The sequence below is a fragment of the Stenotrophomonas sp. STEN240 genome (assembly GCF_056756175.1).
Genome location: NZ_JBRRBO010000023.1, coordinates 17,723 through 44,345, shown reverse-complemented (window position 1 = coordinate 44,345; position 26,623 = coordinate 17,723). Strand labels below are relative to the sequence as shown.

Sequence of the window (26,623 nt, the reverse complement as noted above, 5' to 3'; positions counted from 1 at the left end):
CGCATGGCCGCACAAGCCGGCGACACCATCTACGACGAGCAGCGCGCACCGCTGACCCTGGGCCGGCTGCTCAAGAGCGGCGGTGCAGGCAGTGTGTTCCTGATCAAGGAACGCCCGCACGAAGTCGCCAAGCTCTATCACTCCGACAAGGGCGGGCAGGTCTACGAGCGCAAGGTGCGGGCGATGCTGGAGCTGCGCCCGGACCTGCCCGATGTCGAGGACAAGGGCGTGCGCCAGGTGCAGATTGCCTGGCCCACCGGCCTGCTGCGCGACAAGGCGCGCGGCTTCCTCGGCTTCACCATGCCGGCGCTGGATGTTGCCGCCACCAGTGACCTTGAACATGTGCTGCAGGAGCGGCAGGCGCGCGAAGAGGGCTTGCCAACAGCGCTCGGCCCGAAGATGACGCTGGCCGCCAACCTGGCGGTGATGCTGGCCGCGTTGCATGAGCGCCAGCACTACGTGGTGGATCTGAAGCCGCTCAATGTGCGCTTCTACCGCAAGTCCTTGTTCATCGCGATGCTGGATTGCGATGGCTTCAGCATCCAGGGCAAGGGCGAACGTTTTCTTTCCGAGCAGGTCACCACCGATTACCTGGCTGCCGAGTTTCAGCAGCGCGGCGTTGCCGCCGGCGAGGAAGAAGCACAGGACAGGTTTGCGCTGGCGGTGATGGTGTTCCAGCTGCTCAACTCGGGCCTGCATCCGTATAGCGGCAGGCCCAATGGCGCGACGCTGCCAAGTGATCTGCCAGGGCGCATTGCCGCCCATCTCTATCCCTATGCGCAGGGCAGGGGCGACACCCGCATCCTGCCATCGCCGGTCAGCGGCCATGCGGCATTTCCGGCCGAGCTGCGTGACATGTTCGACCGCGCGTTCGCCAACCAGGCCCGGCGGCGCCCGGCGGTAGCCGAGTGGTCGTCGCTGCTGCTGCGCTATGCGCGCCGCAACAATGGATTGCTGGTGAAGTGCGCGAAGGATGGCGCGCATCAGCATTTCAGTGGCATGCCGTGTGCGGCTTGTGCGCGCAAGACCTTGTTGGCCAACAGTGTGCGTGCCAGCAAAGCCCGTCCCGGGAAAAAGGCAAAGAGCGGTCTGCGGCATCAACAGCGGCCACGTGCCACAGGAGCAACGGTCACAGCAGCACAGAACGCCGTAGCTGCCGCGCCCGCCGCACAGCCGGTGGGACGGATCGGTTTTAGGACGCGGATAGTGGTGGCTATCGCTGGGCCGCTGTTGTTTGGCTGGGTAATGAGTTGGGGCATGCCTGCTTACAGGAGCTACAAAGCGGTGGCGTCCCGCAGCTGGAGTGTGGACATGATGCTGGGAATGCATGGCGGACTACTGTTATTGGCCAGCTTGGTTTTCATCGTCTTTGTGCCTATGCTGATTCTGAGTAAAAGACCTTGAAAACCGCTCTCGGATTGCTCGTCGCGCTGGCAATGCTGCTGGTGCTGGCGCCAGTTTGGGGCTGGCTGGCCTCATTTGCCTTCGGTGGAATTGCCAAGCTTGGGCAGCTGCTGTCCTTGGAAAATCTGAGTGACGGCATGGTGGCGTTTAGAGCGGGTGTAATGATTGGCGGCGTGGCGGTGGTGTGGTCGCTGCTGGAGGTGGCGGCGCAGGATCGCTCTCGTGGCTATCTGCTTGCGGCAGTGCTGATAGCTGTTGGCTTCTTTTCTCTACTGCTTGGAACTGGCAAGTCACCGATGGGCGCGGAAACGACACCCATGGCGTCGAAGGATACTGGGACGCCGATCGCAGGCGACGGTCCAAGTGTGGAGGAATGGCGATCGCGCGGTGCCTATGAGCGTGATGCTGGCGAGAAAGTAGTCGTGATAGCGCGTGCTGCTGCACGCGGCAATCAACAGTCAGCTGATGAGGCCATGAAAGATCTGCAGCGATGGGCAGGGCTGCGCCAGCGATTGCCTGATCGTGACCAGAAGCTTGCTTACGAGGTGGCCAAAGACCGCTTCTATGCAACGCTCAACGGAACCGAGGATCCCGCTGGCTCGGCTGAGCTCAGGCATGAACGCGGTGCCGCGGTTGAAGCAATGTGGGCGGCGGTGCCAGACGCGACGTTAGGGGGTGTGCAGTTGCTGGTACATCGCCTGGCCGACCTGAACTCCGCCATGCGGATGCACACAGTGTCCGCGGACTCGGCGAACCCGAATCATGAGCTGAATACCCAGTTGGAAGAAATCGTGTCGCTGCAGGAAGCACTGCTCAGCTATCAGCCGACCACGCCGTCGCTGTGGCAAAGCTATGCGTCGATGATCGTTGATTCGGACGAGGAGCTGGCATTCGGTGCGCTGATCACTGCGGAAAAACTCACGCGCAGTAGAGATGCTGCGGGGGCGCAACCCAGTCTGATCGAAACGTATCAGAGGATGATTCGCAAGGATCTGGAGTTCCACGCAAGCCTGTTACCTGACTCTTCCATTGCGCGTTTGGCCATCCTCAAGGCGCGGGTGAGCGCAATGTCCAGCAAGCCAGGCGGCCACATTACGGCAAGTATTGGAAGTGATGATGCTGCTCGCAGCCAATCAACTGCGGAGCAGGTGTTACCCGAGGCGCGGCGTGTGCTGAGCGGGCGCGGCTTGAGGGCAGAGATGGCTCCGTCTATCCCGGCCATGCCCAATCTGTTCGCTTCAAAGGGGGAGGTTGTAGTTGACCTGCCTGCGGCGGGTTTTGCTGCGCTGGAGTCACCTATTCCAATACCGCACTCGGGAATAAAGTCCGATGGGCAGATGGTTCTGGTGATTGACGTATTGAAAGGCGGTGTCATTACCTCGGTGCTGATTGAGCAGAGTAGCGGCGACCCGTTGCTGGATTCAAATGCACGGGTGGCGGCTCGAAATTGGCGTGCGACTGGTGTGATCGCGTCGTCAGGCGAGCGACGGCGTGTGCCAGTGCAATTTCGAATTGCACTGAAGCCGGCCGAAATTGAAGTCGGCGCGATTGCTGAGCGTGGTGCAGGTGCCAGTCCATCCGAATTTCTGGGAATGTTGCTGGCAGACAAGGCGCGCACCAAGCCCGCACGTTATCCCCGCGCTGCCTGGGATGAGGATATCGAAGGTCGCGTTGTCCTGTTGATCACCTTGTCCGGTGACGGAGTGGTAACGGGCGTCGCCATCGACGAAAGTAGTGGGAGTGCCATCCTCGACAGAGCAGCGCGTGAGGCCGCACTGGGGTGGAACGTTGAGCCGGGAATGGCGACGGCGGATGTGGAAAAGATCACACTGCGGGTACCAGTGGTCTTCCATATTCGTTGAGTGGGTGTGCGCCCAGAGCCGCTTCGATGTGCGGGCTTCTTGTAGAAGGCTGCGGAAGTGCAGCGTTGAAGCAATGCCTGTGCAGTTCCGATCAATAGTCACGCACGGCATCGAACCACTGTTGCGCCAGTTCTTCAGTCACGCCAATGCGCACGGCGTGCTCGGAACTGCTGAGTTGCCATATGGCTTCACCCAGGTCGTCGCGTTCCGTCGTCTCTATTCCCTTGAGGGCGTTGAAGCGGCGGGCAAATTCGCTGAAGGCTGCTTCAGCATCGGCCAGCGAATGCGACGAAGCCAAGGCTGCCAATGCGCCATCGAATGCCTCATTGGCCTGTTTCGCCAAGCGTTTTGACCAAGCCGAGAACGGGCGGCCGAATTCGCTTTCCCACCAGCTTTCTTTGCGAAGCTGCGAGACCGACGCATGTTTGGTCCACGGGCGTTGCGGGGTGCGTGCCTTCAGTTGCTGGCGCAGACGCTTGCCTGCGGCTTCCTCGATGTTGAAGGCGATGAAACCGTCCAGCGCAGGCCAGCAGCTGAGTACGGGCAAACCTTCCAAAGACGGCATATAGCGCAGCTGCAGGTTCTGCAGCTGTGGCTGTTCGGCAAGCGCTTCCAGGTCGACGAAGTTGCCGTAAAGGCTCAGCGACTGCAGTTGTGTGAAGCGCGACAGGCACTTCAGCGAGATGGGGCGGCCCATCGGCTTGTTGACCAGCATCAGCTCGTGGACCTCATGCAGTTCGCCCATGTCTGGTAGCTGGAACGCAGAAGTTTCCCTGCGTGAGCCCGTTTCCGGGGCCAGTGACAGGGAGCGGGGCAGTTGTCCCTGTGCAGAGAAACGGCCGATATCGCCGGAGATACTCAGATGGAGGTTCGCTGCGATTTCCTGCGCGGGCATGAGCAGCTGCAGGTTCGCGCCCGGCAGGTCCAGTTGAATCGCCAAGGTGCGGATGTTGGATCGGGAGGCGTCGACCAGGGTGTCCGTGTGGAGCACCGGCGTCCAGGTCAGCTGTTCAATGGGGCGCTGCCGGGCCCACTCGAAGATGCCTAGATCCGAGCCTGCGTAGTGGATCACGCGCGGCCAGGGGGAGCCTGCGGGAGTGGCAAATGGGGCGAAGGCTGCCCAGTTGATCTTCTGATCAGGCGCGACCTGCAGATCGGACTTACCTGCGGAGCCAGGCGCTGCGATGACCAGGCTTCCCGCACCCAGGGTGCGCATCAAGGTGTGGCTGCTGGGGCCGGTGAGATCGAGCGGGTAGCTGCCAGGCCCGGTCAGGGAAGTGTCGGCATTGCTGCGGTCTGCGATGTTGCTGCTGTCCATGTTCATCCTTGGAATGACTGCCGTCCACCAATTTGGCTCAGGTGTTTCCGCGTGTGCTTGGGTGCGGCGAACAAGCTGCGTGCCCGCTCGCGCTTGATCATCGCAGAGCTGTGATCGAAGCGAACCGAAGACTGCATGCATCAGCCGCCTTCGATGTCCAAGCTGTCCAGTACGGCGTTGGCTTTTGATTCCAAGCCGTGATCGCGATGGCCATCGGTATAGCGTTGGTAGTAGCGCAACTCGTAGCCGACGCCTTTTGATTGCAGCGAGCCGCAGGAGAGTGCGTACTGCTCGCTCCATTGCTGTTTCCCAGCCGCCGTTAGCTGCCGCGCTTCGAGCAGGAGGTGGATTTTTGCGCAGCGTGGATCCGCAGGATACTCGCTCACTTGAAGTGAACTGATTTTGAAGCGGGAGCTGCTGGCGTAGCCCTGTTCCAGATTGCGTTTGATGGTCCTGATGTAGCCGCCGATTGGCGAGATGGGCGCATCAAGCGTGGTCATGTAGGCTTCGATCTTGCGGTCGTCCGAAGGGGATTCCGCGTTCCAGCTGAGCGTTGTGCTCATTCCGGAACCGTTCCTTGTCCAGCCTTCTTCGGCTGGAGGCGTGAAGACGAAGCCAAGTGTGCTGCTCGCATCGGTGATGCCGAGATGTATCTGCTCGGCGCCGGTAATCTCGGAGGCGAGCGCAGGCTTGAGCAGAGGCGCATGAACAGCGAGTGCAACAAGAACTGCAGCAAATTTCATTCGTATCTCCCGATGTGACCGGGCAACGATGCCACGGCATGCCGATGTGTCAAGGCTGGGGTATGGCAGATCCTGCTGCGCTACTGCTCTGTTGGTTGCTGCGGGTGGCGGTTGGCCTCGACGCAGATGCTGCGCTAGCGGATAAGCAAAGGGCGCCATTGCGGCGCCCTTTGCTTGTGTCATCAGCTGCAGCGCTTACGGTGCCGAGGGCTGCGCTGGTGCCGCTGTTGGAGCCGCCGCCGGCGCAGCCGCCTGCCATCCACACATCTGGCCTTCATTCTGCTGCTTCAGCCATTCCTGCAGCGGGGAGAAGTACTCCAGCATCGGGGCGGCATCGAGCTTCTCGGTGCCGGTCAGTTCCTTCAGCGTGGCCTGCCACGGCTGGCTGGAGCCCTTGCTCAGCATCGCCCAGAACTTCTGGCCGGCTTCCTTGTTGCCGTAGAAGCTGCACTCGTTGAGCGGGCCGGTATAGCCGGACGCATCGCACAGGCCCTTGTAGAACTGGTACTGCAACACGCGCGCCAGGAAGTAACGCAGGTACGGCGTGTTGCCCGGTACGTGGTACTTGGCGCCGGCATCGAAGAACTCCTCGCCGCGGGCAGTGGCCGGGGCCACGCCCTGGTACTGCGCCTTCAGTTCCCACCACTTCTGGTTGTACTGGTCCGGCTTGATCGAGCCATCGAACACGCCCCAGCGCCAGCGGTCGATCATCAGCCCGAACGGCAGGAACGATACGCCCGACATCGCCATGCGCATCTGCGCATTGATGGTGGCTTCACGGCTTTCCTGCTGCGCATCGACCAGGCCGATCGAGTTGAGGTACTTCGGCGTCATCGCCAGCACGATGGTGTCGCCGATGGCTTCGTGGAAGCCGTCGTTGGCACCACCCTGGAACAACGGCGGCAGCGGGTTGTAGGCCAGGTCGTAATAGATGTGGCCCAGCTCGTGGTAGATGGTGGTGAAGTTTTCTTCGTTGGGCGTGATGCACATCTTGGTGCGCACGTCCGGGCCAACTTCCTTGCCGTCGCCGCCCATGTTCATGTCCCAGGCACTGGCATGGCAGACCACGTTGCGGTCCAGCGGCTTGATGAACTGGGTGTTCTGCCAGTAGCTGTCCGGCAGCTTGGGCATGCCCAGCGACACGTAGAAGTCCTGCGCGCGCTCGGTCATCTGCTTGGCGGTGGCCAGCTCGGCCTCACGCTGCGCCTTGAAGCGGCTTGCCGGGTCGCTGCCGCCGGCCTTGGCCAGGGCGCCACTGAGATTGGTCTGGTACTGCTTTTCCAGCGCGGCGGTGATGTCCAGGCTGCCGGCGTTCGGGTACGGCGCGGTCATGTCCCACAGGTTGCTCCAGTCCTGCTGCCACATGTTGCCGGTCAGGTGCGCAGCGATCATGCCACCGCCCACTTCGGCCTTGTCCTTGCCGTATTCCTTGTCCAGCTTGGTGCGGGTGTAGCAGTGCAGTTGCTCGTAGAGCGGCTTGAGCTGGCCCCACAGGCGGTCGGTTTCCGGGCCAACCTCTTCGGCCGGCATGTCATAGCCGCTGCGCCACATCTGGCCGGCATCGGTGTAACCCAGTTCGCGGGCGCCTTCGTTGACCAGTTCGACGAAGCGCTGGTAGTTGGCGCGCGACGGCACGGCGGTGGAGTGCCAGCCCTGCCAGGCGTCGAGCTGCTTGTCATAGTCGCGCGAGCCGGCCAGCACGTGCTCCAGGTCGCCGAGCTGGCGGCAGTTCTGCTTGTCGCCTTCGCCCACGCAGTAGGTGCCGGCGCCGTAGTCGCCTTCCAGCTTGGTGGCAATGCCGGCCAGCTCGGCCAGCTTCTGCGGGTCACGCGGGGCGGGCATCGAGGTCATCAGCTTGAGCAGGCTGATGGCGCGCTTGGTATCGGCGCTCATCGGCTGGCCTTCGTACTTGTTGGCCTGCTCGATCCAGCCGTTGAGCACGGTCAGCCAGCGCTCGTTGGCCTTGGCCGCGACGCGTGCCGAATCGTCGTTGATATAGGTGGACGACAGCCACTGCGCCGAGGTCATCTCCGGGTACATGGCCTTGTATTCGGCATTGACCCGGGCAATGAACTGGTCGGCGCTTTCGGCCGGTGCGGCTTGGGTGGTAGCCGGCTTGGCGGTGTCGGTGGCGGCGTCCTTTTTACAGGCAGCCAACGAGAGCACGGCCACGCCGACGGCGGCGGCCAGGACCAAATGACGATTCTTCACAGCAAACCCCGGGTAGTAAGTACCGGCGAAGGCTAGTGGGGCGGCGGCCGGGCCGCAAGTGGACAAAGGTCAGCGCTTGAGCGCCATCAGCAGCACGCCGCCACCAATCATCACCACCCCCAGCCATTCACGCCAGCCCAGGCGCTCGTGCAGGAAGGTGACGGCGAACAGGGCAACCAGCACCACGCTGAGCTTGTCCACCGGCGCCACCTGCGCGGCCGGGCCACGCTGCAGTGCGCGGAAATAGCACATCCAGGAGGCGCCGGTGGCCAAGGCAGACAGTGCCAGCCAGGCCACGGTGGGGCCGGGCAGCTGCAGCGGGTTGCTCCATTTGCCGGCAGCCGCGACGAACATCGCCAGCACCACGCTGATGATGACGGTGCGTAGCAGCATCGCCATGTCCGAATCGATGTTCTGCAGGCCGAGCTTGGCGAAGATGGCGGTGAGCGCGGCGAACACCGCCGACAGCAGCGCCCACGGAAGCCATTGCGGAAAGGTGGTCATGACAGCTCCAGGTCGCCGGTGGCCGGCTGCTTAGGGGAGCGGAACAGCGCTTGTTTGTGGGAGCGGCGTAAGCCGCGAAGCTGATGGGGCACCAGTTTGTTGTAGGAGCGGCGTAAGCCGCGAAGCTGGTGGGTTATCGGTGGAACACGAATCACGCAATTGCAGAAGCTTCCCCCCATCCGCCCTTCGGGCACCTTCCCCCGCAGGCGGGAGAAGGGAAGGTGAAGCCAGAGCCAAAGCCAAAGCCCAAGCCCAAGCCCAAGCCCAAGCCAAAGCCAAAGCCAAAGCCAAAGCCAAAGCCAAAGCCAAAGCCCAATGCCCAATGCCCAAGCCCAAGCCCAATGCCCAAGCCCAAGCCCAATGCCCAATGCCCAAAGCCCCAATGCCCAATGCCCAAAGCCCCAATGCCCAAAGCCCAAAGCCCAAAGCCCAAAGCCCAAAGCCCAAAGCCCAAAGCCCAAAGCCAAAAACAAAAAACAAAAAACAAAAAACCAAGAGCCAAGAACCGCACCAATCGAGCCGCTGCCTCAGCGCTTTCCCTCAGCCCTCAAACCCGCTCAAACAATTCACCCCGTACATCCAGCAAACACATCCCGCGAGCGGTCATACACCGACGTCTGCACCTGCATCAGGCCCAATACCGAGGGGAACAGGTTGTCCTGGTCGGTGCGTTGCCCGGCACGGTGGCGCAGGCACTGGACGTCCAGCCCGCGGTCGGCCACGAACCCCGGTGAAAACCACATCAGCATCGGTACCCGGGTCTGCTCTTCGGGGGCGATCGCATACGGCATGCCGTGCAGATACAAACCTTTCTCGCCCAGTGATTCGCCGTGATCGGACAGGTAGATCATTGCGGTGTCGTAGTCGTCCAGGCCGCGCAACGCAGCAATGGTGCGGCTCAGGAAGTGGTCGGTGTAGCGGATCGCGTTGTCGTAGCTGTTGACGATTTCCTGGCGCTCGCACTTGCCAAGGTCCGGGGTGTCACAGGTGGGTGCGAACTGGCGGAACTGCGCCGGGTAACGCTGGAAATAGCTGGGGCCGTGGTTGCCCAGCTGATGCAGCACCACCACCCGGTCGCCCGGCTTGGCGCGCACCTGGCTGGCCAGGTTGTCGATCAGGATTTCATCCATGCAACGGCCATCGGCGCACAGTCCGGGGGTCTTGGCATCGTCCAGGCGCTCTATCTGCAGACCATCACATACGCCCTTGCAGCCGGACTGGTTGTCGCGCCACAAGGTGCTGATGCCGGCATGTTCCAGCACGTGCAGCAGGGATTGATGGTTGCGGATTTTTTTCTCGTCGTAGTCGTGGCGGCCATACGGCGAGAACATGCAGGGCAGCGATACCTCGGTGCTGGAGCCGCAGGCATGCATGTCGGGGAAGTTGACTGCACCGGTTTGCGCCAGCTCGGGCGTGGTTTGCCGTGCATAGCCATTCAAGCCCCAGTTCTGCGCACGCACGGTTTCGCCCACCACCAGCACCAGCAGTCGTGGCTTGCTGGTGGCCGCGCGCGGCAGCACCTTGGCGTCGGTGCCGATTGCCTGCTTGGGCTCCTTCTTGATCGGGCTGGAGCTGGCAAGGTTCTGCTTCAGCGCGATCAGGTAGTTCACTGGCGTGGCGAGGTAGCGCACTTCACGGTGGTTGCGCATCAGCGCCGATATGTCCTGGAAGGAGGCCATCGCGCCGGCGCCGGTCACCAGCACTACGCCGGCTATGAAGGCAACGCGCCACAGGAGGGCTTTGCCCCAGCTGCGCTTGCGCAGGCGCAGGCGCCACAGCAGCAGCGTCGGCAGCAGGCCGTAGGCCAGCAGCGGCAGGATCAGCGCCGGGGTCATCAGCTCGCTGCTTTCCTTGCGGTCGGTGGCAAGCACGTTGCGCAGCATGTCCGCGTCAAGATAGACATTGAAGCTGCTCATGTAGTGCACCGCGAAGGCGGTGGTGATGAACAGCGCGGTCAGCACCACCTTGGCATTCCAGCGCCATAGCAGCAGGCTCAACAGCAACGCATGCACGCCAACCAGCAGTGCGCACAAGGACAGCGCAAACAGCACGCTGCCGGGGTTGGCCGCCATCGCGCTGCGCCAGAACAAGCCGTTGCAGGCCAGCGCGAAGAACAGGCTGGCTGCGAGGATCAGCATTTCGGTGCTGATCTCGGGGCGGAACGCACGCAGGCGGTCCCAGCTCAAGCGCAGGCTGGCAGGGCGCGAAAGCGTGGTGCTCATGCGGTTTCTCCAACGGTGGTGACCGGGCGGGGTGCCCGTGCAGTGGCCAGGGATGGCGCGAACATCCATGCGTACAACAGCACCGCGACCGACCAGCTGATCGCCAGCGACCACAGGTCATGCGACAGGAAATGGGCGCCGCGCAACTGTTGGGTGAGGCCAAACACGACACCGATGGCCAAGGGAATCAGCAGTGCCGGCCGGCGCCATTGCGGCCGTACCTGCAACATGAAGAAATACGCCGCTATCCATGCATAGGCCGAACCGGAATGCCCGCCGGGGAAGCAGGCGGCGTGGCCGAGCAGTACCGGGCGCTGTTCGAACAAGCCGATGAACGGCCGCAGCCCGCCGTAGCGCTGCAGGTCCCAGGGGCAGTCCATATGCGTCCAGGACTTGAGCAGAGCGATGATGCCGGTGGACAGGGCCACAGACAGCAGCAGATAGCCCAGCGGCCGCCGCAGCGGCTTCCAGCGCGGATGCAAGGTGCTGCGGATCAGCGCCAGCGCTACCAATGCCGCCATCAGGAAACTGAGATTTCGCCCGCCCTTGTGAACAAGGTGTGCGCTCCACCAGGCATTTTTGGCGGCCCACTGTTGGCCTTGCAACTGGAACAACTGATCGGCCAACCACTGGTCGCCGCCGCCGGCCATCAAGGCAGTGCTGGCAAGCAATGCCAGCAGCAACGGCAACCACAAGGCCTGCATGGCGAAGGCCGCACTGCTGGCAGGTTGAAGCGTGGCAGGGAGCGGGCGGGGGGAATGGGGCATGGAGCACACAGGCCATCAGTAGGATGGCTGCATGCTGTTACCGCCGCTGTCGGAGCGCAGTCGGAGTGATGTGGGAATTATGTCGAAGCTTCAGCATCGTCAGCCGCTGCTGATGATGTGAAGGCGGCAACCCGCCAGCGGATTGCCGCAGAAACGCTCAGTCGCCGCTGTCCTCGATCGCGGCGTCACCGCCGACCACCACGCCATGGGTCTTGGCGATGCAATCGGCGTGCAGGGCGGTGCCAGGCAGCAGTTGCCAGTTGTTGCGGTTGGCGCTGCCGATATCGATGACCTGGCTGCGGTCAGCGCAGGGCGTCATCGCCTTGTCCAGCACGAACAGCCAGCGATGCTGCGGGTCTTCAGTCACCCACCGTGCTGCATCCTCCCATTGTTCAGCGACCGGCCGCTTGAAGCCGAAGTCGGTGGCTTGTGGATGGGTCTGCAGCAGGTTCTGTTCACGCCAGGCGACCATGCCCAGCTGCGCGTCCGGGCCGATCCGGGCGCGCACCTTGTCCATCAGCAACGAGGCCGAGCTGTAAGGATCCAGTGCCGGCATCGCACCCAGGCCGTACATGCTCCACAGCAGCACCGTGCTCAGCACCACCGCCAGGCCGGCCCGGCGCAGTCGCAGCACTGCCAGCAGCAGCATCGAGGCGGCACTGAAGCCGATCAGCCACCAGCCGACCTGTGGCAATACCCACGGGTCGATCGCGCGCTTGATCGCGTTGCGCTGCGCCCAGCCATCACCGTGCACCGCGCCATAGCCGACCACCAGCGTGGCGATGGCCAGCACCAGTACATAGAGCAGCAGCAGCCAGCGCACGCTGGTACGCCGTAGCAGGCCCGGCAGCAAGGGGGCGGCGGCCACGGCCAAGGCCGGCAGCATCGGCAGGATGTAGACCTCGCGCTTGCCCGGGCTGGCGCTGAAGAACAGCAGCACCAGCAGTGCCCAGCCCAGCAGCAGGATGTAGCGCGGATCGGCGCGGCGGCAGCGGCGCCACCAGGCTGGCAGCAGCCACGGCGCGAGCAGGCTGCCCGGCAGCCACAGCGTCGCCATCACCTGCAGGTAGTACCAGAACGGCTGGTGATGGTGCCAGGCGTTGGCATAGCGGGTGCCGGTCTGCTTGAACAGCAGTTCCTTGGCATAGGCCTGCAGGTGCGGCTCAGGGTTCTGCAGCAGGGCAATGGCCAGTGGGCCGAGCCATATCGCGGTGCCGGCCAGGAAAGCCGGCAACAACAGCCACCAGCGCCAGCTGCGCCCAGGGCCAGCGGCCTGCGGGTGCCACCAGCGCCAGGCCATCCACGGCAGCAGCATCAACAGCGGCAGGAAGCCAACGCCCTTGGTGACGGTGCCGGCGCCGGCGGCAAAAGCGGCCAGCGCCAGCGCCCACCAGTTGGGGCCAAGCAGCAGGTGTCGCAGCAGCCCCCACAGTGCCAGGGTGGTCATGGCGACCAGCACCATGTCGATCTGCGCGCGCTTGGCCATCAGCCCGAACTGGATGCAGACGAACAGCGCCACCACCGCATAGCGGGCGATCTGGCGGTTCCACAGGCGCCGGCTCATGTCCCAGGTCAGCCACAGGGTGAGCAGTGCCGCCAGCAGCGATGGCACCAGGAATGACAGGTTCCAGTCGCCGATCACCTTGTAGGCGGCGGCCTGGATCCACATGAAGGTGGCCGGCTTTTCCGCATACAACTCGCTGCCGCGATGTGGCAGCAACCACTGCCCGGTTTCCACCATATGCCGTGCAGCCAGCACAAAACGAGGTTCGTCCGGCGGGTTGGGGGAGCGCATGCCCAGCCCGGCCAGCAAGCTGATGACGACCAGCGCGATCAGGATCGCGAACCAGAGATTGCTACGGGGAGCGCGGGACGGAGTTGGGTGCACAGGCGGCTCGGTGTCGAAGGCTGGCAGGATGATGGCGCAGGCAACGTTGGAAACGCGTCGAAACCGCCAACGGCCGGCTTCGACTGGGTTCCGAAGCCAATCCGACGACAATCCGACAATTGCGGCGCTAGGATACGTCGGTAATGCCCCGGCCCGGGGCAGCAAGGTCATGCCCGCATGCGGCTGCTGGTCATCGAAGACAATCGCAACCTGATCGCCAACCTGTTCGACTATTTCGAAGCGCGCGGGCACACGCTCGACGTCGCTCCGGACGGTATCACCGGCCTGCACCTGGCGGGCACCCAGAGCTACGACGCCATTCTGCTGGACTGGATGCTGCCGCGCCTGGAGGGGCCGGAGGTACTGCGCAAGCTGCGCGAGGAGTTCCGTTCCGAAGTGCCGGTGATCATGCTGACCGCCCGCGACGAGCTGCCCGACAAGATCGCCGGCTTCCGCGCCGGCGCCGATGACTACCTGACCAAACCCTTCGCCCTGCCCGAGCTGGAAGTGCGGCTGGAGGCGGTGCTGGCACGCACCCATGGGCGCAACCCGCGCAAGGTGCTGGAGGTGCATGACCTGCAGCTGGACATGGCCACATTTGAAGCCCAGCGTGGCGGACAGGTGCTGCATCTGTACCCGGCATGCCGCAAGTTGCTGGAAGTGCTGATGCGCGCCAGCCCGGCGGCGGTCACCCGCAACCAGCTCGAATACGCCCTGTGGGGCGACGAGCCCCCCGATGGCGACATGCTGCGCTCACATATCTACGAACTGCGGCGCGCGGTTGATGGCCCGTTCGAGCAGAAGCTGTTGCAGACCTTGCCGCGCGTGGGCTATCGCCTGTCCGCGCCGGCGGCAGGTACGGCGCAATGACACGCCGCACCCTGCGCCGCAAGCTGCTGGGCTGGTTGGCGATCTATGTGGCACTGGTGACGCTGGCGGTATTCAGTGCGGCCAACTACGTGCACGAGCACGCCGAGCATGCGGTGTGGCGTTCGCTGTTGAACACCGAGCTGGACAGCATCATCGGCCAGATGCGCAGCGACCCGAACTACCACTGGCAGGATTCGGACACGCTGCGCTTCTATGCGGCGCATGTACCCGCAGGCATCCCTGAAGGCCTGGCCAAACTGCATCCCGGGCTGCATGACGGGGCCTTGCTGGAAGGCAAGGACATGGCGGTGATGGTGCGCGATACCTCCGACTTCGGGCGGGTGGTGTTGGCACTGGATATCACCGATTTCGGCGAGCTTGAGCACTTCATTACCCGCTGGGCACTGCTGGCTGGTGTGGCCTTGCTGCTGGTGACCCTGTTGATGGCCTGGGTGGGCATGACCCGGCTGGTACGGCCGCTGTCGGTGCTGGCGCAGGACATCGCCAAACTGAGCCCCGAACGTCGTGGGCAACGCGTGCATGTGGACCGGCGCGGCAGTGCCGAGCTGGAAGTGATTGCCGGCGCCTTGAACGACTACCTGCAGCGCAATGAGCATTTCGTCGAGCGTGAGCGGGCCTTCATCAGCACCGCCAGCCATGAGCTGCGCACGCCGATCGCGGTGATCAGTGGCGCCACCGAGCTGGCGCTGGAGCAGCCGGGCCTGCCGGAAAGGGCGCGTCAGCAGCTGCTGCGGGTACGCAGTACCTCCACCGGCATGGAGCAGTTGATCCAGTTGCTGCTGGTGCTTGCGCGCGACCCGGCCAAGCTGGCCGCGATGAGTGAACTGGTGGCGCTGGATGAGCTGCTGCCGGAAATCGCCGAAGACCATCGTTACCTGGCCAAGGGCAAGGAGCTGGAACTGCTGCTGGTGGAAGCGGCGCCGTGCCGGATACTTGCGCCGCTGGCAGTGGTGCAGGCCGCAATTGGCAACCTGCTGCGCAACGCCATCGAAAACAGTGACCGCGGCGTGGTGCGCATGGCTATTTCCGCCGATGCGGTGCTGAGCATCGAGGATCCCGGCCACGGCATGAGCCCGGAAGAAGTCGCGCAGGTCTATGCGCGCATGACCAAGGGTGAGCGCAACCCGGGCGCGGGCATTGGCCTGGACCTGATCGCGCGGCTATGTGATCACCTGGGCTGGCGGCTGGATATCCATTCGCAGCCGGAGCGCGGCACCCGCGTTACCCTGGATATGAGCAGCTCCAGACCGCGTTAGAGCGGGGGCTGTTGTGGGAGCGGCGTAAGCCGCGAAGCCGGGACATCAACAGATAACGGCGTTGCTGGCCGCCGAGCATTGCCAGCTTCGCGGCTTACGCCGCTCCCACAATTACAGCGGCAGCAGGTCGCGCTCAACCAGCCATTGGCGGGCATCTTCGGCATCCTGCTCAAACCAGGCCTGGGTCGAACCCAGCCGGTAGGTATAGCCCCAGCTGTCCATGTCGGCCATCAGCCGCGCGCTGCCTACGCCCGGCAATTGCCCGGCCAGCACGATCTGCAGGTAACAGGTGGCGTCTTCCTCGGGTACCGAGTCGGTGGCGTCGGTATGCACCTGTGCGCGGCGCTCGGGCGGCAGCACGATCAGGTGGCAGGATTCGTGCAGCATCGAATGCACCGGTGTGTCGTCGCGCACATAGACATCGCAGGCGATGATGCCGGCCTCGGGCTCGCCCCAGTAACTGCCGGGGATTTTCTCGCCCGCAGCAACATGGTTCAGGCGCAGGCCATGGCGCGCGAGCAGGCTCAGCGCGTCACTCCACTGGATATCTCCCACGCACAGCACCGGGCGGGTTGGATCGTTGGCAGGGGTTTCGTTCACGGGCGCAGAAGCCCCGGCGGCCGCAGCCGCCGGGATGTTGGTTACTTGTCGTCGGGCAGGGCCACGGAAATATCGAGCACGTCGTTGGCGCCATCCTTGACCAGGTCCACGCGGACCGCATCGGCGTCGATGTTGACGTACTTCTTGATCACTTCCAGCAGCTCACGCTGCAGCAGCGGCAGGTAATCCGGGCCACCACGGGTGCTGCGCTCCTGCGCGATGATGATCTGCAGGCGGTTTTTCGCCGTTTCGGCGGTCGTCTTCTTCTGTCTCAGGAAGTCGAGCAGTCCCATGCTTATCCTCCAAACAACTTGCTGAAGAAGCCCTTCTTCTCCACGGTGATGAAACGCATCGGGCGGTCTTCGCCCAGGATGCGGCTCACGGCGTCATCGTAGGCCTGGCCGGCCGGCGATTCGTTGTCCAGGATGACCGGCTCGCCCTTGTTGGAGGCGTTGAGCACGTCGCCCGATTCGGGAATGACGCCGATGGCCTTGAGCCCCAGCACTTCTTCCACGTCGGTGATGCTCAGCATCTCGCCGGTTTCAACCCGCGAGGGGCTGTAGCGGGTCAGCAGCAGGTAGGCCGGTACCGGCTTGCCGGCTTCGGCGTTGGCGGTCTTGGAGTCGAGCAGGCCGATGATGCGGTCCGAGTCGCGCACCGAGGACACTTCCGGGTTGACCACGACAACCGCGCGGTCGGCGAAGTACATCGCCAGGAACGCGCCTTTCTCGATGCCAGCCGGGGAGTCGCAGATGATGTAGTCGAAGCCGTCGGCAGCCAGGTCCTTGAGGACCTTTTCCACGCCTTCCTTGTTCAGTGCGTCCTTGTCGCGGGTCTGCGAGGCGGCCAGCACGTACAGGTTGTCGAAACGCTTGTCCTTGATCAGTGCCTGCTTGAGCGTGGCCTCGCCGTGGACGACATTGACGAAGTCGTACACCACCCGGCGCTCACAGCCCATGATCAGGTCGAGGTTGCGCAGGCCGACGTCGAAGTCGATGACGGCGACTTTCTTGCCGCGCCGCGCGATGCCACAGGCCAAACTGGCGCTGGAGGTGGTCTTGCCCACGCCACCTTTGCCGGAAGTGACTACGATTATTTCAGCCAAAGGATCTCTCCTGAATGTCGTTGGGGGCTGCGTCAATCCAGCGCAGCAATCATGATCTGGTCCTGCTCCAGCCAGACCTGTACGGCCTTGCCGCGCAGGTTGTCCGGAATATCGTCCAGTACCTTATACCGTCCTGCAATCGCGACTAATTCAGCATGGAAGTCGCGACAGAAAATGCGTGCGCTGGTGTTGCCTTGGGCACCGGCCAATGCGCGGCCACGCAGCGTACCGTAGATATGGATGCTGCCGTCGGCGATGACCTCGGCGCCGGCACCCACTGTTGAGAGTACGGTCAGGTCGCAGTTCTCGGCGTAGAGCTGCTGGCCGGAGCGCACGGTGGCCAGTTGCATGCGTCCTGGCTGTGGCGCGGTGGCCTCGGTGACGGCCTGCGAGGCGGCGGCGGGCACCGCTGCCGATGCGCGTTTACTTGCTGCCGGGGTGGCTGCTGGCGCCGGGGCTGGCGCTGGGGCGGCGGCCGGTTCGGCGTCGGCGCGCTCGTACTGGGCGCGGAACTTGGCCAGCAGGGGCAAGCCCAGTTGCTGGGCCAGGGTCTCGGTTTCGCTGGTGCCGTAGGCCAGCGCGACCGGTAGTACGCCGGCGTCGCGCAGGCCGTTGACCAGCTCCTGGGCGGTAGCGCGGTCGGGCAATTGGCTCAAACCGCCAAAATCCAGGATCACCGCCGCCCGGCCAAACAACTTGGGCGCGCGCGCCACGCGCTCGCGCATTTCCTGGCTCAGCCGCGCTACATCGAGGGTGCGGATACGCAGGTTGGCAATGCCGACCTGCCCGATTTTCAGTTCACCAGCCTGTTCGTAATCCAAATTCACTGCCATCTCAGGTTCCGGTCGGCCGCTGTTGCAGCAGCCGGCGTGTGTTGCCTACCCAGGGAACGTCGGGCAGGTTGTCGCCATAGGTCTCTTTTACCCACTCGTAGCTGCACAGATCCTTGAGCAGCATGCTGGCCCGCACATCGACCGAGGGCATGGTGTTCTGGCCGACCTCGCGGAAACCGAAGCTGCCATGGAACAGCAGGGCGGCATCGGCGCCGTGGTCAAGGAACACCTCGCAGGCCATCTGCGGGTAGCGCAGCTCGGCGTAGCTCTGGGCATCGGCGTAGAACGCGCGGCCGACACCACCGCCGCGGCGGCGGCTGGCCACCACGATGCGGTCTATATAGAAGAAGCTGGGGTAGCGCTGCTGGAACCAGGCGAAATTGCAGCTGTCATGTGCACTGTTGCTGCCGTAGCCGACCAGGAAACCGGCCATGTTGCCGTCGCGTTCGGCAACCCGGAAATACTCGGCGGTTTCGTAGAAACGGCGGACCTTGGCTGCATCCAGCGGAAGAATCGCAAGACCAGCGTTGTTGTTCAGTGCCAGGACGGAATCGAGCTCGTGCTCGCGCACGTCGCGGATGACAATCGACATTGTGACTCCGTGGGGTATCGCGGTCGGCCCAGTGGGCTGTGGCGCGATTATCGCATGGGTCAGCCGAGCCGGGCGAGCCGGCAGCCATCATCGGCACCCATGACTTACGAGGGAGGGCGCCAAGGCCCCCGGATCCTTACCATGGTCCGATGTTGGGATACCTCAGCCATACCCGTGTGCTCCGCCTGGCCGGCCTGTTTACCTGGGCCCTGGTCAGCTTGCCCCTGGTCTATACCCAGTACGCCCCGGAAGAGGGCGTGCTGCAGCCGGCTGCCGGCGAGGCGGTATGGCTGTTCGTTGCCTACCTGGCTTTTGGCGGCTGCTACTTCTGGTTGACCCGTGGGCTCAACGCCGCCGGCCATACCAGCTGGTACGACCGCCTGGCGCTGCTGGTGCTGACGGTATCGGCGCTGGCGGTCAGCTACCTCTCGGCCACCGGCCTGGGCAGCATCCTGATGATGGTGGCGGCCGGGGTGATCCCGTGGCTGCTGAGCCGCTGGGTGGGGATCTTCTGGCTGGTGCTGAGCCAGTTGGCGGTGCTGCCGGTCTACAACCTGATCCTGGGCCTGCCCCTGTTCGAGGCGCTGCTGCAGTCGCTGCTGTACGGCGGCTTCTCGATGTTCATCTTTGTCACCAGCCTGGTGGCCCGGCAGCAGACCCAGGCGCGCGAGGAGCAGCGGCGCTTGAACGCCGAGCTGCGCGCCACCCGCCTGTTGCTGGCCGAGAGTGCCCGGGTCAATGAACGCACCCGCATTTCGCGCGAGCTGCACGACCTGCTCGGCCATCACCTCACCGCGCTGAGCCTGAATCTTGAAGTGGCCGGGCATATCACCGAAGGCCAGGCGCAGGAACACGTGCGCCAGGCGCATACGCTGGCCAAATTGCTGCTCACTGACGTGCGCGAGGCGGTCAGCCAGCTGCGCGAAAGCGGCGCGATTGATCTGGCGGCGGCTTTGCGGCCCTTGACCGAGCGGGTGCCGTCACTGGACATCCATCTGCAGGTGGATGATCCGTTCAGCGTCGAAGATCCCGAGCGTGCGCACGTGCTGCTGCGCTGTACGCAGGAGATCATCACCAATGCGGTGCGCCATGCCGGTGCCCGCAATCTCTGGATCAAGGTCGAGCGCAACGCTGAACAAGTGGTTATCTGCGCGCATGATGACGGTATCGGTGGCGATTTTGAGGAAATAATGCCGGGCAATGGTTTGCGCGGCATGCGTGAACGGCTGGCGCAATATGGGGGTGTGCTGGATGTTTCGGCGCGACGCGGTGAGGGTTTCTGTCTTCGCGCCAGCCTGCCACTGGTAACCAATATGATGTTGGCCTCAGGGCCGCAAGGAGTGAATTGATGATCCGTGTCTGTCTGGTCGACGACCAAACCCTGGTGCGGCAGGGCATCCGTTCACTGCTGGCGCTGGATGACAGCATCGAAGTGGTGGCCGAAGCCATCGACGGGCGCCAGGCGGTGGAAGTGATACCGCAGGTGCAGCCGGACGTGGTGCTGATGGATATGCGCATGCCGGTGATGTCCGGGTTGGAGGCCTTGCAGACGCTGAGCCGCGCCGGCACGCTGCCGCCCTCGATCATCCTGACCACCTTTGATGATGATCAGCTGGTGCTGGCAGGGCTCAAGGCCGGCGCCAAGGGCTACCTGCTCAAGGATGTGACCCTTGAACAGCTGGTCGGCGCCATCCGTACCGTGGCAAACGGGGGCTCGCTGGTGCAGCCGGCGGTGACCCAGCGCCTGCTGTCCGGGCTGGAGCACATGCGCAACGAGTTCGTCAGCCTGGACCGGCCGGACCCGTTGACCGACCGCGAGACCGAGATCCTCAGGCTGATGGCCAGTGGCTTTTCCAACAAGGAGATCGCCAATTCGCTGGGTGTGGCCGAGGGCACCATCAAGAACCACGTCTCCAATATTCTTTCCAAACTGGGTGTGCGCGACCGTACCCGTGCCGTGCTCAAGGCATTTGAACTGCAGCTGGTCTGAGCAAGGGGCCGGGGCAGGTGCGCCTGCCCGGCGCTGGATGAATGCGGCAGGCTGATTGCGAAAAGATGCCGGCAGGGCTGGTGCTGGGCACCGGAGAGGGTGGAAAATAGCCGCCCTGCACGCGAAATACGGTGCAAGCTATCGGCTGAAGGCGCGTAGGGTTGGCGGTTGATACGCTACCCTGCAACCTGGCGTGGAGATAGCGCGTTCTGGTAATGGAAACCGGTGCGCCAAATGTGCTGAACAACCTGCGGAAACCCTGATAGGATGGGGGCTTCCCTTCAAATCAACCCGGCCGTGGGATCGGCCCCGGAGACTCCTGAATGACCCGTATTATCGAGTTCCTGATCGCCTTGGGGATCGTGGCTGGCCTGTTTGTCCTCATTGGCGTGTGTCTGCCGGGCGAGCGCCACATTACCGAAAGCATCGAAACCAATCGCAAGATGACCATCGTGTATGACACGGTCAACAGCCTGCGCCGCTTCAAGGATTGGAATCCGCTTGTGCTGCGCGACAAGGCAGTGGAGCTGAAGTTCAGTGGTCCGGACGCCGGCAAGGGCGCACGCATGGACTTTTCCTCCAAGGATCTGGGCCAGGGTAGCTGGGAGATCACCGATAGCGAGAAGAACAAGCGCGTCGTGATCGCCATTGATGATGCAACGCGCGGTACCGACAAGGTCACCTCGTTCACGCTCGAGCCGACCGGCAAGAACGACCGCAACGTCAAGATCACCCAGGACTACAGCGTCAACTACGGTTTCGACCTGTTTGGTCGTTACGCCGGCCTGTACGTCAGCCGTCACATCGGTGACGACCTGAAGCTGGGTCTGTCGCGCATGGCCAACATGCTGGCCTCGGTGCCGAACGTTGACTACGCCGCTCCGGAAGCACCGCTGGTCGACCTGAAGGTCATCCAGGTGCCGGCTGAAAACCTGCTGGTGGTCAACGCCGGTAACATCGACCGCAACAACGATGCCATCCAGAAGTCGATCGACGACAACATGGAATGGATCAAGCGCACGATGGATGCCAATGGTCTTGTCGCTGCCGGTCCGGTGCGTATCGTCACCACCGATTTCGGTGCTGAGAAGTACGCCTTCGACGTGGCTCTGCCGGTTCGCAAGGGCAGTGCTGCCCCGGCTGCCGACAAGGCTGCTGACAAGAAGGACGGCGAAGCTGCTGCTCCGGCCGTTGCTGCTGCACCGGTTGCTGCCGGTGACGCTGCCGAACTGACCGTCAAGATCCCCGCGGGCAACCCGGTGACCTACGTGCATGCTCCGGCGCACCGCTCGGCATTTGCTTCCTACACCGGCCACATGGCTGGCCTGGACCTGGCCCGTAACGGCCTGCGTGCATGGGCAACCACCACCGGCAACGAAGTTGTTGATCGTCCGTATGAGTCGTGGAAGGGTGGCGTGGCCAAGGCCTTCACCACTGATGGTTCCTACGACCTCTACTGGGCGGTCAAGTAATCATCGGTAGTTGACGATGATCTGATCGAAGAAACGCGCCGCTTCCAGCGGCGCGTTTTTTTTGTGGCAAGTGCTGGCTTGAATGATGGGAGAAGGACATGTTGGGAGTGGAGCGGCGGACGCGTAAACCTTCGTTTCTTGCGTTCTGCGGCGGCCTGCTGGCGGCGGCGGCAGTCGGGCTTTCGGCCTATGCCTCACATGGTGTGAGCGAAGCGCTGGCACAGTCGCATTTGAATACCGCCGCGCTGTACGCATTCGGCCATGGCGCAGTGCTGGTATGTCTGGGCGCGGCCTCGTTGAACCAGCTTGGGCGCGGGGCACTGTATGTGTTGCTGGTGGGGACGTTGTTGTTCTCGGGCAGCCTGGTTGGCAATGTGCTGATGCAGTGGCCGACGACCCTGGCGCCGGCCGGTGGCATGACCTTGATGGGCGGTTGGTTGCTGCTGGCACTCAGTGCCCTGCGCCGCTGAGCCATGCCCCGCTATAGCCGCGGTTTCGACATCGACACTGCCCAGGCGCATCTGCAGCGGGTGGACAAGCGCCTGGCCAGCTGGATGCGCCGGCTGGGGCCGCTGCCGGCACCGCAGGGCTGGACGCGCAGTTTCGATCCGGTGGATGCATTGGCGCGGGCGATCCTGTTCCAACAGCTCAGTGGCAAGGCTGCCTCGACCATCGTCGGGCGGGTGGAGGCCGCGATTGGCAGCAAGCGCCTGCATGCGGCCAGTCTGGGCCTGATCGACGATGCCGGCCTGCGCGCTTGCGGCGTATCGGGCAACAAGGCACTGGCATTGCGCGACCTGACGCGGCGCGAGGCGGCGGGCGAATTGCCCAACCTGCGGCAGATGTCGCTGATGGACCACCACGCCATCGTTGACGCCTGGGTACCGGTGCGCGGGATTGGCCGCTGGACCGTGGAAATGATGCTGATGTTTCGCCTGGGGCGTCCTGACATCCTGCCGATAGATGACCTGGGCATCCGCAAGGGCGCCCAACGTGTGGATGGCAGTGAGGCCATGTTGACCCCCAAAGCCTTGGCCGAGCGCGGCGAGCGCTGGGGCCCATACCGGACCTGGGCCAGCCTCTATCTGTGGCGCATCGCCGATTTCAGTGCCGAGCCCAAACAAAAGACCAACCGCTCGCAGGACTGAGCGCATCAGCAGGTTGTAAGGATGTAGGAGCGGCGTAAGCCGCGAAGCTGATGAGCCGACGGCAGCCGCAAGCTGCCGCTCCCACAAACAACAGCGCACGCCGGTGCTTGTAGGAGCGGCGTAAGCCGCGAAGCCGATGAAGTTCCAGCGCAGGGAATACAGCCTGTGCATACCAACCAGCGCTTTACATTCGCCCGACGCGCAGTCACTGCGCGATTTTCCGATGGTTTGATTGACGCCAGCTTCGCGGCTTACGCCGCTCCCACAAACAACAGCGCATGCCGGCGCTTGTAGGAGCGGCGTAAGCCGCGAAGCAAATAAACCATCAACACAGAGAATCGCCGGCCGCACGCATCAGCCCGCGGTTGGTTTGTGCCCGGTTGATTGCGTTTGTTCCGGCGGTTCGACTATTACCAGCTTCGCGGCTTACGCCGCTCCCACAGGCGTCCGTGTGCCCCGTTCCTACAGCGCTTCTGCGCTGCGGTAACGCCAATGCCAGGGTTCGTAGACGATGCCGTGCGGGTTGTCGCGCGGGTAGCTCATGTGGAAACCGAAGCGCGCTGCATGCTGTTGCAGCCAGGCAAACCCGGCGGTGTGCTCGAAGGATTCCTCGGCCGGTGGTTCGCCAGGCGTGCTGATGTCCAGCGCGTCACCGCCGTGGTGCTCGCTGTAGCCGGGGGCGGCGTTGACGGTGAGGATCTCGTCCACGCTCAGGCCACGTGCCAGCTTGCGTTCGAAAATGCCGAGTTGATAGTCGTGGCTGCGGTAGCCGGAGATCGCATCCAGCGCTACGCCATCGATGGCGGCAGCCTGCTGCATGCGCTGCCAGCCGCGCGCTGCAGCGGTGGTCAGCCAGAGCGGGCGACGGTAGCGATCGAAGCCGGCCAGGCGCAGATGCGCAGGTTCGGCGACCAGCGGCAGGCCGGTCTGCGTGGCATATGCGTCGGCATCCAGGTCCAGTTGCTGCAGGTGCAGATGCAGTTGTTGCAGCGGCAAGCTGCCGCCCGGCGGTGGTATGCGTGATGGCTGCGTGCGCAGGGCGTCGAGTGCGGTCAATGCGAAGTCGATGCCGGGCTCGTCCGCCAGCCGATTGACCAGCGGCATCAGCCCGCCGCCCAGCTGTGCGGCCAGATAGCGGCCGTCGCGCTTGCGTCGCAGCACATGGCTTGCGCGGGCGAGGATGCGGGCATCGTCGCTGCTGCGCGCACGCAGCAGGCCGCCCGGCCAGATTTCGATGTCGGGCGTATTGAGCAGGATATGGGGAGCGTTGCGCATACGCGCAGCTTAGGCCCGTGCGCCGTTGCCGGCCAGTCGCTTGAGTTCATCCAGCAATGCGCGCGGCTGCTCGGGGCTGACCAGTACGCTGTTGCCGTCGCGCAAGGGGATGACCAGCACACGGCTGTCATCGGTGATCAGGCAGAAGCCCTTGCCGCCATCCTTCATATGGAAGTGGCCGGCGCGGAAACCGGGGAACTGGAAGCCGTTGGACTTCATGCCGGGCTTGAAGTCGGGGTTCTCGGCAAAGTTGACGATGCGCGCACGCTCGATCCACATCGAACTCAGCGGCACCCGTCGCGTGTACAGGGTGGCGGCGATGGTCAGCTGCTGCGGATCCAGGCGCAGTTCGCGGCGGCGGTAGGCCAGGGTCAACGCAATGCCGACCAGCGGCAGCACCAGCCAGCCGCCCCAGGAATTGAACGCCGCCTCGAACGGCAGCTTGCCCGCGAACAGCCTGATCAAGGGGTCGATGCTGAGCACCAGCAGCATTGGCGACCACAGCCAGAACAACAGCGAGCTGGTGGGGGCGGCGACCTTGAATGACGCGCTTGCGGGCGCGCCTGTGGCGCTGCGGCTGCTCATGGCTGCGCCTTGATCCACTGTGCGATGTCGTTGATCAGTGCGGCATCGACATGGCCGGGGCGCGCATATTCCTGCAACGAACCCTTGCCTTCACCGGCGATGCCGAGGTGGTTGAGCGCGGGGTAATGCCGGAAGCGGTAACGCTCGCCTTTCAGCCCCTGCTTCCATCGCTGCCAATCGGCATCGACCACCTGGAAGTCGCGACCGCCCTGCAGCAGCAACATGGGCAGTTGGCTGTCGCGCGCATCGGCAACCGGGTCCACCTGTTCCAGCTGCTGCCAGAAGCGGCCGGGGACCTCCATCAGCCGCGCGTCCGGATTGGCGCGCACCGCAGCGATGGCAGCATCCAGCGCGGCCAGCTGCGCGTTTTCGTCGCTGCTGACTGTGCCGTCGAGATTGGCCATGTAGCGGTTCTGTTCGGCCAGCAGATCAAGGATGGGGCGAGCCGGTGCAGCCAGCAGTACCAGCCCTGCCAGCGTGCCGTTGGCGGCCTTGGCGATGCGGCCGGCCAGCAATCCGCCCTGGCTGTGGCCGAGCAGGTAGATATGCCCGGGATCGATATCTGCGGTAGCGGCCAGCGCACGCACTGCGGCCACGGCATCGTCGGTTGTTTCGTCATCGATGCTGAAAGTCGCCTTGAAATCCTGCGGGCGCGCATGGCTGCGTTTTTCGTAGCGCAGCACGGCAATGCCCTGCGCGGCCAAGCCGCGCGCGATGTCGAGGAAAGGGCGGTTGGGGCCGACGCTTTCATCGCGGTCCTGCGGCCCGGAGCCATGCACCAATACGATGGCGGGGAAGGGGCCCTTGCCCTTGGGCAGGGTCAGCGTGCCCGGCAACCCGGCGGTCGCAGTGCCGCTTGCAGGTACGCTGAAATCCTTCTCGATGTAGCTGGCGTCGGCGGCCGGTGCGGGTGCCGGCGGCGCGGCGGCGGGCTGCACCAGGAAGCCGGCAACCTTGTCGTCCTTGTCCAGCACGATGCGCGCCTGCAGGCCGCCATTGGCGTATTGCAGCGGAATGACGACGATGCGGAAGCCATCCGTTTCGCTGGTTACGGCGGTGCCACGCGGGCCTGCCGCGCCCATCTGAGCGGGCAATGACTCCCACACCGCCTTGAGTTTGTCGGCCGGGACTGCAGCTTTCATCTGTGGCGAGAAGCTGGCTTCGGCGGCGGCGTATTGCGCGGCATCGAGTTGATCAAGCAGGCGGCCTGCCAGTGTGGCCGGTGCCTCGCCTGCGTTGGCGGTTGCTGCCGCTGCCAGCAGTGCAAGTCCTGTGATCCATGCACGGGCCGCTTTCATCACTGCTCCTTCTTGAAGATCAGCATTGCCGGTGCGAACTGCCCGTAGTGCACCATGTTGACCAGTTCCCAGCCAAGGTTGCCTTGCTTGGTCAGCTCGGCCTGCAACTTGTCGCTGGCCGGGCCGCCCTTGAGCATGGACGGAGAAAGTTCGACGGTGAGGTACTGCCAACGCTTGCTCATTGCTCTTCCTTGTCATCAGCTTTAGGTTTGGGCAGGCGCCCGGCCTTGCGCAGGGCGTCGCGGATCACATACTCGATCTGCGCGTTGAGGCTGCGCAGCTCGTCATCGGCCCAGCGCTGGGTCGCGGCCAGAACATCAGCGTTGATGCGCAGCGGATAGGCCTTCTTCTCGCTCACCGGCGGGGTGCTCCGTTGTTGCCGCGACGCAGATGCACCAGCAGGGAAATACCCAGCGCATTGACCGCAACCACCAGCGCGATGACCACGCCGTAGGCAATGTTGCGGTTGTCACCGGCCAGATAGACGCCGGTGGCCGCCACGAACATGCACAGCGCGATCAAGGCCCAGCGCAGGCCCATGCCGCGCGCATGCGCGGTGCCCGGGCGTCCGCTCCATACGGCGAAACACAGGGCGGGGATGCCGGTGGCAGCAATGATCAGGGGGGCGAAGACATTCACTACGATTACCTCACTACGTT

General features: G+C 63.8%; 28 protein-coding genes. 9 read left to right on the top strand and 19 right to left on the bottom strand.

Going from position 1 to position 26,623, the window contains the following annotated elements; translation table 11 throughout:
• The first annotated feature begins 3 nt into the window (after window positions 1-3).
• Window positions 4-1,404, top strand: coding sequence for a hypothetical protein (locus tag ACVOKO_RS11715; RefSeq protein ID WP_346499080.1), 1,401 nt, complete (start codon window positions 4-6; stop codon window positions 1,402-1,404).
• Window positions 1,401-3,266 (top strand): TonB family protein, encoded by a 1,866-nt coding sequence (locus ACVOKO_RS11710; protein ID WP_346499079.1) that lies wholly within the window; start codon window positions 1,401-1,403, stop codon window positions 3,264-3,266. The genes ACVOKO_RS11715 and ACVOKO_RS11710 overlap by 4 nt, the downstream gene beginning before the upstream one ends.
• Before the next feature lie 91 nt (window positions 3,267-3,357).
• Here the strand turns inward: ACVOKO_RS11710 and ACVOKO_RS11705 are convergent, their stop codons facing one another.
• The 8 genes from ACVOKO_RS11705 to ACVOKO_RS11670 all read right to left on the bottom strand — a co-directional run bounded on the left by ACVOKO_RS11705 (window position 3,358) and on the right by ACVOKO_RS11670 (window position 12,919).
• The gene (locus tag ACVOKO_RS11705) at window positions 3,358-4,725 is read right to left on the bottom strand and encodes a hypothetical protein (protein ID WP_346499078.1); all 1,368 of its coding nucleotides are present in this window, start codon (window positions 4,723-4,725) and stop codon (window positions 3,358-3,360) included.
• Window positions 4,725-5,327, bottom strand: a complete 603-nt coding sequence (locus tag ACVOKO_RS11700) for a hypothetical protein (RefSeq protein ID WP_346499077.1) — start codon at window positions 5,325-5,327, stop codon at window positions 4,725-4,727. The genes ACVOKO_RS11705 and ACVOKO_RS11700 overlap by 1 nt, the downstream gene beginning before the upstream one ends.
• A gap of 195 nt (window positions 5,328-5,522) precedes the next feature.
• On the bottom strand, window positions 5,523-7,538 hold the full coding sequence (locus ACVOKO_RS11695) for a M2 family metallopeptidase (protein WP_346499076.1): 2,016 nt from the start codon (window positions 7,536-7,538) through the stop codon (window positions 5,523-5,525).
• Window positions 7,539-7,607: 69 nt separating this feature from the next.
• Window positions 7,608-8,042 carry an EamA family transporter gene (locus ACVOKO_RS11690; RefSeq protein ID WP_346499075.1) on the bottom strand — a complete coding sequence of 145 codons (435 nt, stop codon included), beginning with the start codon at window positions 8,040-8,042 and terminating at the stop codon, window positions 7,608-7,610.
• Between the two features lie 151 nt (window positions 8,043-8,193).
• Window positions 8,194-8,544, bottom strand: a complete 351-nt coding sequence (locus ACVOKO_RS11685) for a hypothetical protein (protein WP_346499074.1) — start codon at window positions 8,542-8,544, stop codon at window positions 8,194-8,196.
• A 64-nt stretch (window positions 8,545-8,608) separates the two neighbouring features.
• On the bottom strand, window positions 8,609-10,264 hold the full coding sequence (locus ACVOKO_RS11680; protein ID WP_346499073.1) for a phosphoethanolamine transferase: 1,656 nt from the start codon (window positions 10,262-10,264) through the stop codon (window positions 8,609-8,611).
• Window positions 10,261-11,031, bottom strand: coding sequence for a phosphatase PAP2 family protein (locus ACVOKO_RS11675; RefSeq protein ID WP_346499072.1), 771 nt, complete (start codon window positions 11,029-11,031; stop codon window positions 10,261-10,263). Before ACVOKO_RS11675 ends, ACVOKO_RS11680 begins: the two co-directional genes overlap by 4 nt.
• Before the next feature lie 157 nt (window positions 11,032-11,188).
• The gene (locus tag ACVOKO_RS11670; RefSeq protein ID WP_430980766.1) at window positions 11,189-12,919 is read right to left on the bottom strand and encodes an ArnT family glycosyltransferase; all 1,731 of its coding nucleotides are present in this window, start codon (window positions 12,917-12,919) and stop codon (window positions 11,189-11,191) included.
• Between the two features lie 177 nt (window positions 12,920-13,096).
• On the opposite strand from ACVOKO_RS11670, the gene ACVOKO_RS11665 reads away from it, so the two are divergent.
• The gene (locus ACVOKO_RS11665) at window positions 13,097-13,789 is read left to right on the top strand and encodes a response regulator transcription factor (protein WP_346499071.1); all 693 of its coding nucleotides are present in this window, start codon (window positions 13,097-13,099) and stop codon (window positions 13,787-13,789) included.
• The gene (locus tag ACVOKO_RS11660; protein ID WP_346499070.1) at window positions 13,786-15,066 is read left to right on the top strand and encodes a sensor histidine kinase; all 1,281 of its coding nucleotides are present in this window, start codon (window positions 13,786-13,788) and stop codon (window positions 15,064-15,066) included. The genes ACVOKO_RS11665 and ACVOKO_RS11660 overlap by 4 nt, the downstream gene beginning before the upstream one ends.
• Window positions 15,067-15,177: 111 nt before the next feature.
• Here the strand turns inward: ACVOKO_RS11660 and ACVOKO_RS11655 are convergent, their stop codons facing one another.
• Genes ACVOKO_RS11655 through ACVOKO_RS11635 form a run of 5 tightly spaced genes read right to left on the bottom strand, consistent with a single transcriptional unit; the run spans window position 15,178 to window position 18,196 of the window.
• Window positions 15,178-15,666 (bottom strand): hypothetical protein, encoded by a 489-nt coding sequence (locus ACVOKO_RS11655; protein WP_430980765.1) that lies wholly within the window; start codon window positions 15,664-15,666, stop codon window positions 15,178-15,180.
• Between the two features lie 41 nt (window positions 15,667-15,707).
• A complete protein-coding gene (minE, locus tag ACVOKO_RS11650; protein WP_057630107.1) occupies window positions 15,708-15,959 on the bottom strand; it encodes a cell division topological specificity factor MinE in 252 nt (83 codons plus the stop codon).
• A gap of 2 nt (window positions 15,960-15,961) precedes the next feature.
• Window positions 15,962-16,771 carry a septum site-determining protein MinD gene (minD, locus tag ACVOKO_RS11645; RefSeq protein WP_346499069.1) on the bottom strand — a complete coding sequence of 270 codons (810 nt, stop codon included), beginning with the start codon at window positions 16,769-16,771 and terminating at the stop codon, window positions 15,962-15,964.
• A gap of 32 nt (window positions 16,772-16,803) precedes the next feature.
• Window positions 16,804-17,604 (bottom strand): septum site-determining protein MinC, encoded by an 801-nt coding sequence (gene minC, locus ACVOKO_RS11640; RefSeq protein WP_346499068.1) that lies wholly within the window; start codon window positions 17,602-17,604, stop codon window positions 16,804-16,806.
• Window position 17,605: 1 nt separating this feature from the next.
• Entirely contained in the window at window positions 17,606-18,196 is a 591-nt protein-coding gene (locus tag ACVOKO_RS11635; protein WP_282271145.1) for a GNAT family N-acetyltransferase, read from the bottom strand.
• A gap of 149 nt (window positions 18,197-18,345) precedes the next feature.
• Here ACVOKO_RS11635 and ACVOKO_RS11630 point away from each other — a divergent pair, with 149 nt between their 5' ends.
• From ACVOKO_RS11630 to ACVOKO_RS11610, 5 genes are all read left to right on the top strand, one after another.
• Complete coding sequence (locus ACVOKO_RS11630; RefSeq protein ID WP_346499067.1) at window positions 18,346-19,545, top strand: sensor histidine kinase; 1,200 nt, start codon at window positions 18,346-18,348, stop codon at window positions 19,543-19,545.
• Window positions 19,545-20,186 (top strand): response regulator, encoded by a 642-nt coding sequence (locus ACVOKO_RS11625; protein WP_057630117.1) that lies wholly within the window; start codon window positions 19,545-19,547, stop codon window positions 20,184-20,186. Before ACVOKO_RS11630 ends, ACVOKO_RS11625 begins: the two co-directional genes overlap by 1 nt.
• 323 nt (window positions 20,187-20,509) lie before the next feature.
• Window positions 20,510-21,658 carry a polyketide cyclase gene (locus tag ACVOKO_RS11620; protein WP_346499066.1) on the top strand — a complete coding sequence of 383 codons (1,149 nt, stop codon included), beginning with the start codon at window positions 20,510-20,512 and terminating at the stop codon, window positions 21,656-21,658.
• Window positions 21,659-21,756: 98 nt separating this feature from the next.
• Complete coding sequence (locus ACVOKO_RS11615) at window positions 21,757-22,128, top strand: DUF423 domain-containing protein (RefSeq protein ID WP_346499065.1); 372 nt, start codon at window positions 21,757-21,759, stop codon at window positions 22,126-22,128.
• Window positions 22,129-22,131: 3 nt separating this feature from the next.
• Entirely contained in the window at window positions 22,132-22,806 is a 675-nt protein-coding gene (locus ACVOKO_RS11610) for a DNA-3-methyladenine glycosylase family protein (RefSeq protein ID WP_346499064.1), read from the top strand.
• Window positions 22,807-23,268: 462 nt separating this feature from the next.
• On the opposite strand, the gene ACVOKO_RS11605 is transcribed toward ACVOKO_RS11610, so the two are convergent.
• The 6 genes from ACVOKO_RS11605 to ACVOKO_RS11580 are packed head-to-tail and all read right to left on the bottom strand — an operon-like array spanning window position 23,269 to window position 26,603.
• Window positions 23,269-24,081 carry a M15 family metallopeptidase gene (locus tag ACVOKO_RS11605; protein ID WP_346499063.1) on the bottom strand — a complete coding sequence of 271 codons (813 nt, stop codon included), beginning with the start codon at window positions 24,079-24,081 and terminating at the stop codon, window positions 23,269-23,271.
• A gap of 9 nt (window positions 24,082-24,090) precedes the next feature.
• Window positions 24,091-24,666, bottom strand: a complete 576-nt coding sequence (locus ACVOKO_RS11600; RefSeq protein ID WP_346499062.1) for a PH domain-containing protein — start codon at window positions 24,664-24,666, stop codon at window positions 24,091-24,093.
• Entirely contained in the window at window positions 24,663-25,964 is a 1,302-nt protein-coding gene (locus tag ACVOKO_RS11595) for an alpha/beta hydrolase (RefSeq protein WP_346499061.1), read from the bottom strand. The genes ACVOKO_RS11600 and ACVOKO_RS11595 overlap by 4 nt, the downstream gene beginning before the upstream one ends.
• On the bottom strand, window positions 25,964-26,146 hold the full coding sequence (locus ACVOKO_RS11590) for a DUF4177 domain-containing protein (RefSeq protein WP_057630131.1): 183 nt from the start codon (window positions 26,144-26,146) through the stop codon (window positions 25,964-25,966). The genes ACVOKO_RS11595 and ACVOKO_RS11590 overlap by 1 nt, the downstream gene beginning before the upstream one ends.
• Window positions 26,143-26,322, bottom strand: coding sequence for a type II toxin-antitoxin system antitoxin (locus ACVOKO_RS11585; protein WP_057630133.1), 180 nt, complete (start codon window positions 26,320-26,322; stop codon window positions 26,143-26,145). The genes ACVOKO_RS11590 and ACVOKO_RS11585 overlap by 4 nt, the downstream gene beginning before the upstream one ends.
• Window positions 26,319-26,603 carry a hypothetical protein gene (locus ACVOKO_RS11580; RefSeq protein WP_346499060.1) on the bottom strand — a complete coding sequence of 95 codons (285 nt, stop codon included), beginning with the start codon at window positions 26,601-26,603 and terminating at the stop codon, window positions 26,319-26,321. Before ACVOKO_RS11580 ends, ACVOKO_RS11585 begins: the two co-directional genes overlap by 4 nt.
• Window positions 26,604-26,623 lie beyond the last annotated feature (20 nt).

Excerpts from the sequence above, each read along its gene's own strand:
- ACVOKO_RS11595 (WP_346499061.1), bottom strand. The coding sequence starts at position 25,964 with ATGAAAGCGGCCCGTGCATGGATCACAGGACTTGCACTGCTGGCAGCG.
- ACVOKO_RS11615 (WP_346499065.1), top strand. The coding sequence starts at position 21,757 with ATGTTGGGAGTGGAGCGGCGGACGCGTAAACCTTCGTTTCTTGCGTTC.
- ACVOKO_RS11620 (WP_346499066.1), top strand. The coding sequence starts at position 20,510 with ATGACCCGTATTATCGAGTTCCTGATCGCCTTGGGGATCGTGGCTGGC.
- ACVOKO_RS11590 (WP_057630131.1), bottom strand. The coding sequence starts at position 26,146 with ATGAGCAAGCGTTGGCAGTACCTCACCGTCGAACTTTCTCCGTCCATG.
- ACVOKO_RS11625 (WP_057630117.1), top strand. The coding sequence starts at position 19,545 with ATGATCCGTGTCTGTCTGGTCGACGACCAAACCCTGGTGCGGCAGGGC.
- ACVOKO_RS11675 (WP_346499072.1), bottom strand. The coding sequence starts at position 11,031 with ATGCCCCATTCCCCCCGCCCGCTCCCTGCCACGCTTCAACCTGCCAGC.
- ACVOKO_RS11660 (WP_346499070.1), top strand. The coding sequence starts at position 13,786 with ATGACACGCCGCACCCTGCGCCGCAAGCTGCTGGGCTGGTTGGCGATC.
- ACVOKO_RS11680 (WP_346499073.1), bottom strand. The coding sequence starts at position 10,264 with ATGAGCACCACGCTTTCGCGCCCTGCCAGCCTGCGCTTGAGCTGGGAC.
- ACVOKO_RS11635 (WP_282271145.1), bottom strand. The coding sequence starts at position 18,196 with ATGTCGATTGTCATCCGCGACGTGCGCGAGCACGAGCTCGATTCCGTC.
- ACVOKO_RS11690 (WP_346499075.1), bottom strand. The coding sequence starts at position 8,042 with ATGACCACCTTTCCGCAATGGCTTCCGTGGGCGCTGCTGTCGGCGGTG.
- minC (WP_346499068.1), bottom strand. The coding sequence starts at position 17,604 with ATGGCAGTGAATTTGGATTACGAACAGGCTGGTGAACTGAAAATCGGG.
- minE (WP_057630107.1), bottom strand. The coding sequence starts at position 15,959 with ATGGGACTGCTCGACTTCCTGAGACAGAAGAAGACGACCGCCGAAACG.
- ACVOKO_RS11610 (WP_346499064.1), top strand. The coding sequence starts at position 22,132 with ATGCCCCGCTATAGCCGCGGTTTCGACATCGACACTGCCCAGGCGCAT.
- ACVOKO_RS11605 (WP_346499063.1), bottom strand. The coding sequence starts at position 24,081 with ATGCGCAACGCTCCCCATATCCTGCTCAATACGCCCGACATCGAAATC.
- ACVOKO_RS11600 (WP_346499062.1), bottom strand. The coding sequence starts at position 24,666 with ATGAGCAGCCGCAGCGCCACAGGCGCGCCCGCAAGCGCGTCATTCAAG.
- ACVOKO_RS11705 (WP_346499078.1), bottom strand. The coding sequence starts at position 4,725 with ATGCATGCAGTCTTCGGTTCGCTTCGATCACAGCTCTGCGATGATCAA.
- ACVOKO_RS11700 (WP_346499077.1), bottom strand. The coding sequence starts at position 5,327 with ATGAAATTTGCTGCAGTTCTTGTTGCACTCGCTGTTCATGCGCCTCTG.
- ACVOKO_RS11665 (WP_346499071.1), top strand. The coding sequence starts at position 13,097 with ATGCGGCTGCTGGTCATCGAAGACAATCGCAACCTGATCGCCAACCTG.
- ACVOKO_RS11630 (WP_346499067.1), top strand. The coding sequence starts at position 18,346 with ATGTTGGGATACCTCAGCCATACCCGTGTGCTCCGCCTGGCCGGCCTG.
- ACVOKO_RS11715 (WP_346499080.1), top strand. The coding sequence starts at position 4 with ATGGCCGCACAAGCCGGCGACACCATCTACGACGAGCAGCGCGCACCG.